Below are 11,110 nucleotides of genomic sequence, written 5' to 3'. Positions count from 1 at the left end.
CTTAGTCTGCCACAAGTTTTAGCTTGTCATATAGCTTGTGGCCCTGTTCATCGGTCACGGCCTCCACCATCAGACGGCCAGCTTTATCTAGCTTGCGTAGCTCGGCGTAGAGTTCTTCTATACGCTCCGTTTGCGCACCGTTGGACACACCACAGCGGCGAAAGGCCTCTTGCGCAGGCACCCAGTCGCCCGCATCGGCGAGCACATCGATCAATTGGCTCATCACAGTAGCGATTTTCTTTTGTTGTTTCGTTTTGCGAGCTTTGGGCTCTTTCTCGCGTTGCAACCGCTCATCACGAATGCGTTTCAGCAGTACGCTGGCGGATTCGTTGCTTGGATCTGGTAGCACTAATTCACCAGCAAAGGCGGCGCGCAGAATATTTTGGCGTTGGGCTATTGACTGTTTGAGACTAAGCTCAACGGCCTGCTCTTGCTGAAAAATCTGGTCTATTTGCAGCCTAAGTTGTGTCAGCAACTCGCGCTGTTCATCTGCTGGCCCCAGAGGAACAGGGAACATTCGCAAAATGGTCATATTAATTGATGCGAGATTGGTCGTTTGCTTTCCCGCATTTTGAAACCACGTTTTTCCAAAAATATTGCCATGGTGCGAGATCAGCTCAGGCAGTATCTCCGGTACGTACGGCCGCATCCGAAAAACATGGTTTTGGTGGATACAGTCTGCAACCTCATTGCGCCAAACCCAACCACGCCCTAATTTGTCGCGGTCGCCTCCCTCGTTGAACAAAACATCACCGTCCTTTAAGGTTAGTTCTGCAATGTCGTGGGCTGTTGCCAGAATAGTCTTCACTTCTGACAAATCCAGAAATCCGCGCTGAACATTAGCTACACGCAGATAAGGAACCTCACGTACTTCGACGTCAGCAGCCATTTTGCTGCCCTTTGCGACGCCAGAGGTGATTTCACCAAGCATGTCCAAGCTGGCCCACACCCACCCCTCCGGCAATTCTGGCAAAGCCGTGGTGTCTGGCTGCACCGGCTCGGGGTACTTTTTTTTCCAATCCTTGGGTGGGTTCTTGCCGTGTTTGGAGAATTTGGTAAGGTGCTTTGCTTCCCACCGAGTACGGCGCTGGTTGAGGCTTCGTTCAAGAAGTTGTGAACCAGTTTCCGATGGGGTGTTGGTTTTTCGCCAGTCTGCGGTGAGTGCGCCTTCCAATGCGGATTTCAGTAGTGACTGACGGTGTTGTGCCAACTTCTTCTGTGCGGCCTTTAGCTCGGCCACACCGGCATCGAGATCGCATAGCAGTTCTTCGACTTTGGCTGCGATACGGTTTTGCTGCGCGACTGTTTCGAAGGCAAAGGTAAATCCAGCAATATCTTTCGATCGTACTGCGGGATACAGAGCACCTTGAACGAGTGCCGACATTTCATCGACAAAGCGTTGCGATTGAACCAGACGAAATAAAAAATCTGGGCGCAGCCAGCGTGACCGGAGGACATGAAAGCCTGTAGAGCCGATTGCACCATCAAGGTGCTCGGGAACGAGTGCGACTGCATTTAGAGTGGCTAACACCACTTCGTCACAGGCCCCCGCAGAGCAGTTATGCTCGCTGCCCTCATGGCAAGACGACCCGTTAGCAAAGAACTGTGGCGACAGCTACAACCCCTGATCCCAGCCTTCGTGCCTTCTGCCAAAGGCGGTGCGCGCAAGCTCGCAGTCAGCGATGAGGCCGCCCTCAACGGCATCTTGTTCGTGCTGCAAACAGGCATTCCATGGGAAGACCTTCCCCAATCCCTGGGCTACGGCAGCGGCATGACTTGCTGGCGGCGCCTACGCGACTGGAACGCCGCTGGTGTCTGGGAGCAGCTGCACCAGGCCATGCTGACTCGCTTGCGTGAACATGACCAAATCGATTGGAGCCGGGCCAGCATTGATGGCTCCTCGGTACCAAGCCCCCGGGGGGCCAGGAAACGGGCCCAAACCCCACGGACAGAGGCAAGCTCGGCTCCAAGCGGCACATCGTCGTAGATGCCAGAGGCATCCCGCTGGTGATCTTGGTCAGCGGCGCGAACCGGCACGACTCCAAGATGTTCGAGAGGTGCGTGGACGCGATTCCTGCGATTGCTGGCCTGCCAGGACGTCCCCGTAGAAGACCGGCAAAGCTGCACGCCGACAAAGGCTACGACTTCAAGCGATGCCGAGCCCACCTGAGGCAGCGGGGCATCATTGGCCGAATTGCCAGACGAGGCATTGAGAGCAGCGAGCGGCTGGGCAAACACCGGTGGGTGGTGGAGAGGACGCACAGCTGGTTTGCAGGCTTTGGCAAGCTGCGAATCCGCTTTGAACGACGGCTGGATATCCACGAAGCGCTGCTGAAATTGGCGGCAGCGATCATCTGCGCGCGCTTCGTGGATCGGTGGTGTTAGCCAGTCTTAGATTGGGACGTGTCATTGAAACCAGTACGTCGCCAGCGCGAAGATGCTGTTTTGCCCGACTCGGAGCCTGCAACAGCGTCATGGGCTTGGCTGCGGTGATTTTTTTTGTTTCACGATCGATGCTGCTGATGTCGACATAAATAAATTCGCTTATCGGCCCAGTTTGCTCTACAGGCTCGTCTGCCAATTCGCCGAGGGTGGCAAGGGGACGTTGCTTCAATTCACTCACGCCACCAACTCCATATTCATTTCATTCATCAATATATCCAATTCTTTTCCAAACAAGCCCCAGGCTTTCTGCAATCCGCCTTTAACTGCCAACTCGGTGTAATCAAAATCATCGCGATTGATGCTGCAACTGCTGGCAATGTGATCCTTCATCAAGCGCAACCATTCAGTTTGCTCTGCCGTAAAAGCCGTACCGCGCTGGGCGTTGTGTCGAAAGATCCAGGCTTGGAAGCGTTTATCCACCTCGTCAGCAAACGGTTTGAGTTCGCCCTCCATCCCCAGAGCAAAACGAACCAGTGACACCAGATCGGTCAGCTGACGCTTGCGGTCGGCCCCCTTCACAGCGCTGGACTGCACGCGGGCATAGGCGCTCCAAAGGCGCTCAGTGGTCAACATCAACGGGGGTTTGCTCAGGTGCTCGTTCAGAGCTTCGATCATGTCGAAGGAGAGAGCCCGGCGTTGATAGGGCTGCTCGTAGAAAAAACTCAGCGCAGCGATTTCATCTTTGTGCTGCTTGATGTAGTCAGCAAAGTTCTGGATAACCGCTTTGGCCTGCGTTTCCGCCTGCTCTGAAAACCCGCTGAAGGTGACCTGATCCAAGTTGATGTGATCAATGATTTGCTCGCGCTCGCGCCTGGAGTTCTCGATTTCGTCACGCAACTCAGGTTTATCGAACGGGGCGCATGCTACGGCAACCTGCTCAGCGCGAGCGGCTTCGATTTCTTGCGGCAGCAGGGTGTCTTCCGTCCGAGTGATGCCTTTCGCTTTGGCTGTTGCCAAGGCTGCCTGGACGATGACATCCGGATCCAAGGCCGTAATCAAGGCCTTGCCTAGCTTGCCCACGGGTATGCCGCCACTGGCCTTCTCAATGCGGGCTTTGGCCTTGTCGTCCAATTGCTTGGCCAAGCGCACCAGTCGGTTGGCAAGACTAAGCACGGTGTCGTCGTCTCGGCTGCCCATCGCCACACCTTGCAGCAAGTCCTTTAAAGGTATGCCAGGCTTCTTTTCCAGCGGGCGGCTTTCAGTCTTGAGGCTTTTTTCAACCCCCACTGCGTCGATCAGCACAAAGCGTGTTTTGGCTCCATCGGCGCTGCCGCTCACGCGCTGTAGTCCATCAGCGTCCAGGCTGCGTACGCCACGACCTTTCATCTGCTCGTAGTAGCCCTTGCTTCGCACGTCGCGCATGAACAGCAACACCTCCAGAGGCTTCACGTCGGTGCCGGTGGCGATCATGTCTACCGTCACCGCAATGCGCGGGTTGTAGTCGTTGCGGAAGCTGCTGAGGATACTGTCAGTGTCTTCCTCCGCGCGATAGGTCACCTTCTTGCAGAATGCGTTGCTCTGTCCATAGACCTCGCGCACGATGTTGATGATGTCGTCGGCGTGGCTGTCGGTCTTGGCAAAAATCAGCGTCTTTGGTACTTCCTTGCGCGCAGGGAAGATCTGCGTTTCCACGGCGGTCTTCATGGCCTGGATCACCTTCCGGATCTGGCTGACATTGACCACGGACCTGTCGAGCTCCTTGCCGGTGTACGCTGTGTCTTCTTCGGTCTCACCCCAGCGACGCTTTCGGGTGGCTCGGTCGCGGTGGTCCACCCATTCCTTGGCTTTGAGCTCGGCACCCTTTTGGGTGATTTCGGTTTCGATCTCGTACACGTCGTAGCCCACGTTGACCCCATCGGCCACCGATTGCTCATAGGTGTACTCGGCCACGATGTTCTCGTTGAAGAAGCCGAACGTGCGTTTGTCTGGGGTGGCTGTCAGACCGATCAGGAATGCATCGAAGTAGTCCAGCACCTGTTTCCACAGGTTGTAGATGCTGCGATGGCATTCATCGATGATGATGACGTCGAATGTCTCCACCGGCACGGCCGGGTTGTAACGCACAAACTTCTCCTGTTTGTTCGTTTGCTGGACTTCGTTGAGAGACACATCCTCGGCAGACTCGTCGATGGGCTCGCCATTCAGGATGGAGTACATGCGCTGGATGGTGCTGATGCACACCTGCGCGCCCTGGTCGATGGTGGACGAGGCCAATCGTTGAACGTTGTAATCGCGTGCGAAATCGCGACCGTCGGCTGTCGTGTAGGCCATGAACTCTTGATGAGCCTGCTTACCCAGATTGCGCGTGTCGACCAGAAAGAGGATGCGTTTGGCGCCACCGTACTTGAGCAGTCGATACACCGAGGTGATGGCGGTGAAGGTCTTGCCAGCACCCGTGGCCATGTGCACCAGTGCGCGCGGCTTGTTTTGTGCCAGTGACTTCTCCAGTCCGGTGACTGCGCTGATCTGGCAGTCCCGCAAGTTTTGCGCTGGAAGCTCAGGCATGACCTCTGCCAAGCGGCGGCGCAGGGTGTTGGGCTGATCGAGCCAAGCGGCCAGCGTCTCAGGCTTGAAGAAGTGGAAGATCTCGCGCGAGCGCGGCACCGGGTCCTTTCCATCGGTGAAGCGAATGATTTGCCCGGTAGCCTCGAACAGGAAGCGCAGTGACTGGCCATCTTTTCGCCACTTCAGGTTGGCGTTTGCGTACCGCTCGGTCTGTGCTTCGGCAACAGTAAGGTTCTCACCAGCAGTGTCCTTCTTCGCCTCGATAACGCCACGGGGCTCCCGATCAACGAACAGCACATAGTCGGCTGGTCCGGTGTCCGTGGGGTACTCTCGTACGGCTACACCTCGTGCCGCGCCCAGGTTGAGCTGCTTCATGTCTTGCACAACCCAGCCTGCCGAAATCAACCGCGCATCAATGCTTTGCCGTGCTTTTGCTTCTGGCGTCATTCCTAATCACTCCCGTTTTCTTCTTTTATGCCGGCCACAAACCGGAAAAATCGAATGACAGTTGCCTGTGATGTCGAATAGATAACAGGTGCATCCCCTTATTCATCACCGAATAGAGCATCAGGTAGTCGCCATGCAGGTAAACGCGCAGACTATCTGCTGCGCCAGCAGGCAACTTACTCAGTTGTTCCAGCGCTTCGACAGATTGCGGTGGCTGGTCGAGGTATCGACGCCCTATCAGCGGAAAGCGTGCGAGGTTCGGGACCACGGTTGAGCGCAGGCCTGCAAGCAGAGCGTCATAGGCGAACGCGGCATCAGCCTCCGACAGGAAGGCATCGATGGAGTCGAGTCGCGCCAAGAAGCTATCGGTTAGCTCGACGAGATACAAAGCCTCAGCCACGGCTCTTCATCGTCTTAGTTGCGGCCTGCGCAGGGGAGCGACGCTTTTGAAGGGCTGCTAAGGCCTGTTCGGCATCTTGGGTGCGCCCTGCGACGATGTCCTCCAAACCTCTGCGGGCGTCATCAGTCAATAGCAGGTGAATGCGCTCGCGCTCCAGACGGTGGTAGTAGTCGAGCCGGTCCGCGTCGATCAGTGCCACATAGCTCTCGCCGTTCTTGGTGATGATTTTTTCAGCGCCAGCTTTCACCTGATCAGCCAGCTCAGAAAGGTTGGAACGCGCTTGGGTGAAGGGCACCACATCACGGGCGGAGATGGACATTACTGGTTCCTAGAAGCTGGCAGAATTCTGTGCAGTTTACCGGAAGGCCGTTACGGTAGGAGCGGCAGGTAGAGCTACTCTTACTTCAAAGATACCAAGTCGCAGGTAGCCTCAAGCAGCCGTCTCAGTTCGGTGATTTGCCCATCGTCGATGGCTTCATCAGCGCACAGATGTCATCCATGGCCGATGGCTCTTGAAGCCTGCGGTGATCGTTTGCACCCCCGGCCATGAGTTAAAGAAAACGTGGCCCCATCCTCCCCGCGAACCAAGAATTGTGAGCCATGACTCACGCACAACCAGGTTCGACGGAGCAGCCAACCTTCGCCGCCATTCCCCAACCCAACCTCGACGACTTGGCCATCGATGCCGTCCTGCACCTGGGCGCTGCCCTCGAAGTGCTGGAGCTGCACGCTCGCCACAAGGTCACGGCCATCAACTGCGTCTGCCGTGACCTGCTGCGCATCTACTACGCCAAGGCAGATCAGGCGCAGTCGCTGGAGCCGCAGGACAAGGAGTTGCTGGGCCTGCTGCACGACACGGCGGTGGACCTGGGCTATGCCATTGAGGTGGTGGACCATCTGAATGGCGACGAGGCCGATGACCCCATCCTCTATGCCGTGAGCTATCTGCTCAAGGCGGCCAAGCGGTTTGCGGATGAGGGCGTTGCTGTGGCGCTTGCCGTGAAGGGGTAGGGCGCAGGGCTGCCGCCTGCGTTGCAGGGGCCGGGCTTCAGGGGCAGGGTTTGAGGTGGGCGGCCGTGGCCTGTTCGGTGAGCGGGTCTTCGGCCAGGGCCTGCAGCAGCGCGTCCAGCAGGCCGGGGAAGCGCGCATCCAGGTCTTCGCGGCGCAGGGAGAGCAGGTTTTCGCGCCCGTCCGGGCGCTGCCAGATTACGCCGCTGTCGCGCAGCACGCGCCAGTGGTGGGTCATGGTGGATTTGGACTGGCCCTGCAAGAGCGAGCCGCAGGCGCGCTCATGGCCTGCGGCCAGCGCGCGCACCACGGCCAGGCGCAGGGGGTTGCCCAGGGCGTTGAGCAGGTTTTCCAGGCGTATCTGTTCGCGGTCGGGGTGGTTGGCAAGCATGAATCGTCCTCAGGACTTACGCAAACAGGTGGCAGCTACGCGCTGCGCGCTGTGGAAGAACGCTGGTGGCGTTTCTTCTTGCGCAAGTCGCAATCCTGTCGATGGGGCGCCACTGTGCCATGGAAGCAATGCCGCACGTCGCTGATGCGGCGTGGCGCGGGCAGTTATCTGGCAGACAGGGGCATGGCGTGGTGAAAACATGAATCGTTCTGCAAGAAGTTGCGGAAGATAGTACGATTGTCTTCGTACATTCAAATTGTCATCAACCCTCATTCAACCCCCGCGAGAATCCGAGCCCACGGCAGATCCACGCATCAACGCTTATCAGCACCCAGGAGTCCTTTCATGGCCCGCCATACCCCCATAGAACGCTATCGCAACATTGGTATCTCCGCGCACATCGATGCCGGCAAGACGACCACGACCGAGCGCATCCTGTTCTACACCGGGGTGAGCCACAAGCTGGGCGAGGTGCACGAAGGCGCCGCCATCATGGACTGGATGGAGCAGGAGCAGGAGCGCGGCATCACCATCACCTCGGCGGCCACGACCTGCTTCTGGAAGGGCATGGACGGCCGCTTTGAGCAGCACCGCATCAACATCATCGACACCCCGGGCCACGTGGACTTCACGATTGAAGTGGAGCGCTCCATGCGCGTGCTCGACGGCGCCGTGATGGTCTATGACGCCGTTGGCGGCGTGCAGCCGCAGTCCGAGACGGTCTGGCGCCAGGCCAACAAGTACAAGGTGCCGCGCCTGGCCTTCGTCAACAAGATGGACCGCACGGGCGCGGATTTTCTGCGCGTGCGGCAGATGATGATCGACCGCCTCAAGGCCAACCCCGTGCCCATCGTGCTGCCCATTGGCGCAGAGCAGCAGTTCACCGGCGTGGTGGACCTGCTCAAGATGAAGGCCATCATCTGGGACGAGGCCACGCAGGGCATGAAGTTCGAGTACCAGGACATTCCCGCAGCCATGGTGGCAGACGCCAAGAAGTGGCGCGAGTCCATGGTGGAGACGGCTGCCGAGGCCAGCGAAGACCTGATGAACCGCTACCTGGAAGAGGGCGACCTGCCCGAGGCCGACATCCTGCGCGGCCTGCGCCTGCGCACCATTGCGGGCGAGATCCAGCCCATGCTGTGCGGCTCGGCCTTCAAGAACAAGGGTGTGCAGCGCCTGCTGGACGCCGTGGTCGAGCTCATGCCTTCCCCGCTGGAAGTGCCGCCCGTGGAAGGCCATGCGGAAGACGGCTCCATCATCGTGCGCCACGCCGATGACAGCGAGAAGTTCTCTGCCCTGGCCTTCAAGCTGATGACCGACCCCTTCGTGGGCCAGCTCACCTTTGTGCGCGTCTACTCGGGCGTGCTCAACAAGGGCGACAGCGTGCTCAACTCCGTCAAGGACAAGAAGGAGCGCATCGGCCGCATCGTGCAGATGCATGCCAACGAACGCCTGGAGGTCGATGAAATCCACGCCGGCGACATTGCCGCCTGCGTGGGCCTGAAGGACGTGACCACGGGCGAGACCCTGTGCGACCCGTCCGCGCCCATCGTGCTGGAGAAGATGGTCTTCCCCGAGCCCGTCATCGCCCAGGCCGTGGAGCCCAAGTCCAAGGCCGACCAGGAAAAAATGGGCATTGCCCTGTCGCGCCTGGCCGCCGAAGACCCGTCCTTCCGCGTGCGTACCGATGAGGAATCGGGCCAGACCATCATTGCCGGCATGGGCGAGCTGCACCTGGAAATCATCGTGGACCGCATGAAGCGCGAGTTCAACGTGGAAGCCAACGTGGGCAAGCCCCAGGTGGCCTACCGCGAGACCATCCGCAAGAAAGTCACCGACGTGGACGGCAAGTTCGTGCGCCAGTCCGGCGGCAAGGGCCAGTACGGCCACGTGGTCTTCACGGTGGAGCCGCAGGAACCCGGCAAGGGCTTCGAGTTCGTAGACGCCATCAAGGGCGGCGTGGTGCCGCGCGAGTACATCCCTGCGGTGGAAAAGGGCGTGGTAGAGGCATTGACCAGCGGCGTGCTGGCCGGCTACCCCGTGGTGGACGTCAAGGTCACGCTGACCTTCGGCTCGTACCACGACGTGGACTCCAACGAAATGGCCTTCAAGATGGCGGCCATCTTCGGCTTCAAGGAAGCGGCCAGGAAGGCCAGCCCCGTCATCCTGGAGCCCATGATGGCCGTGGAAGTCGAGACGCCCGAAGACTACGCCGGCACCGTCATGGGCGACCTGTCCTCGCGGCGCGGCATGGTGCAGGGCATGGACGACATGGCCGGCGGCGGCAAGTCCATCAAGGCCGAAGTGCCCCTGTCCGAAATGTTCGGCTACGCCACCTCCCTGCGCTCGCAAACGCAAGGCCGTGCCACCTACTCCATGGAGTTCAAGCACTACGCCGAAGCACCGCGCAACGTGGCCGAGGCTGTGATCAACGCACGCGCGAGGTAAAAGAGGCGGTAAACGTGCAGTGGGCAGCATGCTGCCCCTGACCGTGGCCCCCTCTCACCCCTCCCGTATGTCCACGCCTGCGTCGGGCCGCCTGCGGGGTTGCAGTCCTGCCGGAGGACAGGACTGCCTCGTCATCTGACTCGCCGTGATTGTTTGAACGTAGCGCGCAGCGCGAAGTGAGTTTCACGGCGAACCCCGCAGGCGGCCCGGCGCAGGTTGCCCGCAGCGAAGCGAAGGGACGTGGACATTCGGGTCGTCTTTCTTTGGCCTACGTTTCTTTGACGAATCAAAGAAAGGTAGGTCGGCCGCCGGGCCGAGACCCGGCCTCGAAAAGCAACCCCCCGGCAGGGTCAAAAACAAAGTACCCAAATCCAAAGGCCCAATGAAAAACAGCCCCTTGAAGGAGCTGTTTTAAAGAGAGACAGGAGAAGCCGAAATCAGGCCTCAGGCTGCTGCTCAGATTCAGCAGCCTCAGCCTCAGCCTCAGCAGCCGGAGCCGCCTCACCAGAATCCGCCAAAGCCTGCCGCACACCCGCCTTCTCACCAGCCGAAGCAAACTTGCTGTACTTGCCAACGATGCCGACCAGCGCACCATAGATGCGCGGATTGCCCGCCAGGCATTCCTTCTGCTCCAGGAAATCCGCCTCACCCGTGAAGTTGCCGACCAGGCCACCGGCCTCGGTCACCAGCAGGCTGCCGGCGGCCACGTCCCAGATCTGCAGGCCGCTTTCAAAGAAGCCATCGGCAAAGCCGGCTGCCACGTAGGCCAGGTCCAGCGCGGCGGCGCCGGGGCGGCGCACGCCTGCGGTTTCCTGCATCACGTCGCCCAGCATGTTCATGTACTGCTTGAAGTTGTCGCCACGGCGGAAGGGGAAGCCGGTGGAGATCAGGCTGTCCTTGAGCTGGATGCGCTTGGACACGCGGATGCGGCGGTCATTCAGGTAGGCACCGCGGCCGCGCGTGGCGGTAAACAGGTCGTTGCGCGAGGGGTCGTACACCACGGCGTGCTCCACCTTGCCCTTGAAGGACAGGGCAATGCTCACGCAGTACACGGGGAAGCCGTGGATGAAGTTGGTGGTGCCGTCCAGCGGATCGATGATCCAGACGTAGTCGGAGTTCTTGGCGCCGAACTCGTTGCCCGATTCCTCGGCAAGGATGCCGTGGCCCGGGTAGGCGCCCAGCAAGGTTTCGATGATGGCCTGCTCGGCCGCCTTGTCCACCTCGGTCACAAAGTCGTTGACCTGCTTTTGTGCGACACGCACGGATTCCACGTCAAGAGCCGCGCGGTTGATGATGGCGCCGGCGGCGCGTGCGGCCTTGATGGCCACGTTGAGCATGGGATGCAGGTTGGTCGACATAGATTGTGAGGCGTTGGCGGAGCAGCGGCTGTGCAAGGAGAGGACGGTCCTCTCTGGCAAAAGCAGGCTGTTTGACGCGGGTAAGAACGGAAAAAGCCGCGTCCGGCG

The 11,110-nt window shown here is 59.4% G+C and carries 10 protein-coding genes; 3 read left to right on the top strand and 7 right to left on the bottom strand.

The window, feature by feature from the left end; genetic code table 11:
- Nucleotide 1 precedes the first annotated feature (1 nt).
- Nucleotides 2-1,531, bottom strand: a complete 1,530-nt coding sequence (locus tag G4D77_RS07500; RefSeq protein WP_154835011.1) for a restriction endonuclease subunit S — start codon at nt 1,529-1,531, stop codon at nt 2-4.
- A gap of 45 nt (nt 1,532-1,576) precedes the next feature.
- Between G4D77_RS07500 and G4D77_RS07495 the strand changes: the two genes are divergently transcribed.
- Nucleotides 1,577-2,385 (top strand): IS5 family transposase gene (locus G4D77_RS07495; protein ID WP_085930546.1). Its coding sequence is split into 2 segments (ribosomal slippage): nt 1,577-1,907 and nt 1,907-2,385, totalling 810 coding nucleotides; the frame shifts between segments, so codons are not numbered across the junction.
- Here G4D77_RS07495 and G4D77_RS07490 read toward each other — a convergent pair.
- Genes G4D77_RS07490 through G4D77_RS07475 form a run of 4 tightly spaced genes read right to left on the bottom strand, consistent with a single transcriptional unit; the run spans nt 2,351 to nt 6,116 of the window.
- A complete protein-coding gene (locus G4D77_RS07490; protein ID WP_154835009.1) occupies nt 2,351-2,623 on the bottom strand; it encodes a hypothetical protein in 273 nt (90 codons plus the stop codon). The two genes, G4D77_RS07495 and G4D77_RS07490, sit on opposite strands and share 35 nt — an antisense overlap.
- A complete protein-coding gene (locus tag G4D77_RS07485; protein WP_154835007.1) occupies nt 2,620-5,397 on the bottom strand; it encodes a type I restriction endonuclease subunit R in 2,778 nt (925 codons plus the stop codon). The genes G4D77_RS07490 and G4D77_RS07485 overlap by 4 nt, the downstream gene beginning before the upstream one ends.
- 25 nt (nt 5,398-5,422) lie before the next feature.
- Entirely contained in the window at nt 5,423-5,797 is a 375-nt protein-coding gene (locus tag G4D77_RS07480; protein WP_154835004.1) for a type II toxin-antitoxin system RelE/ParE family toxin, read from the bottom strand.
- On the bottom strand, nt 5,790-6,116 hold the full coding sequence (locus G4D77_RS07475) for a type II toxin-antitoxin system Phd/YefM family antitoxin (protein WP_154835002.1): 327 nt from the start codon (nt 6,114-6,116) through the stop codon (nt 5,790-5,792). The genes G4D77_RS07480 and G4D77_RS07475 overlap by 8 nt, the downstream gene beginning before the upstream one ends.
- A gap of 281 nt (nt 6,117-6,397) precedes the next feature.
- Between G4D77_RS07475 and G4D77_RS07470 the strand changes: the two genes are divergently transcribed.
- A complete protein-coding gene (locus tag G4D77_RS07470; protein ID WP_154835001.1) occupies nt 6,398-6,808 on the top strand; it encodes a hypothetical protein in 411 nt (136 codons plus the stop codon).
- Nucleotides 6,809-6,845: 37 nt separating this feature from the next.
- Here the strand turns inward: G4D77_RS07470 and G4D77_RS07465 are convergent, their stop codons facing one another.
- The gene (locus G4D77_RS07465) at nt 6,846-7,196 is read right to left on the bottom strand and encodes an ArsR/SmtB family transcription factor (protein ID WP_012204227.1); all 351 of its coding nucleotides are present in this window, start codon (nt 7,194-7,196) and stop codon (nt 6,846-6,848) included.
- Between the two features lie 345 nt (nt 7,197-7,541).
- Between G4D77_RS07465 and fusA the strand changes: the two genes are divergently transcribed.
- Nucleotides 7,542-9,644 carry an elongation factor G gene (gene fusA / locus G4D77_RS07460; protein ID WP_154835000.1) on the top strand — a complete coding sequence of 701 codons (2,103 nt, stop codon included), beginning with the start codon at nt 7,542-7,544 and terminating at the stop codon, nt 9,642-9,644.
- Between the two features lie 437 nt (nt 9,645-10,081).
- Here the strand turns inward: fusA and G4D77_RS07455 are convergent, their stop codons facing one another.
- Nucleotides 10,082-11,002, bottom strand: coding sequence for an inositol monophosphatase family protein (locus tag G4D77_RS07455; protein ID WP_154834999.1), 921 nt, complete (start codon nt 11,000-11,002; stop codon nt 10,082-10,084).
- Between the last annotated feature and the right edge of the window lie 108 nt (nt 11,003-11,110).

It is taken from the genome of Delftia sp. WY8, from assembly GCF_018437695.1.
GTDB classification, from domain to species: Bacteria; Pseudomonadota; Gammaproteobacteria; order Burkholderiales; family Burkholderiaceae_C; genus Comamonas; species Comamonas tsuruhatensis.
Note: the sequence above shows the minus strand (reverse complement) of the source record. Positions and strands in the feature narration are given on the sequence as shown.

Excerpts from the sequence above, each read along its gene's own strand:
- G4D77_RS07470 (WP_154835001.1), top strand. The coding sequence starts at position 6,398 with ATGACTCACGCACAACCAGGTTCGACGGAGCAGCCAACCTTCGCCGCC.
- G4D77_RS07475 (WP_154835002.1), bottom strand. The coding sequence starts at position 6,116 with ATGTCCATCTCCGCCCGTGATGTGGTGCCCTTCACCCAAGCGCGTTCC.
- G4D77_RS07465 (WP_012204227.1), bottom strand. The coding sequence starts at position 7,196 with ATGCTTGCCAACCACCCCGACCGCGAACAGATACGCCTGGAAAACCTG.
- fusA (WP_154835000.1), top strand. The coding sequence starts at position 7,542 with ATGGCCCGCCATACCCCCATAGAACGCTATCGCAACATTGGTATCTCC.
- G4D77_RS07485 (WP_154835007.1), bottom strand. The coding sequence starts at position 5,397 with ATGACGCCAGAAGCAAAAGCACGGCAAAGCATTGATGCGCGGTTGATT.
- G4D77_RS07455 (WP_154834999.1), bottom strand. The coding sequence starts at position 11,002 with ATGTCGACCAACCTGCATCCCATGCTCAACGTGGCCATCAAGGCCGCA.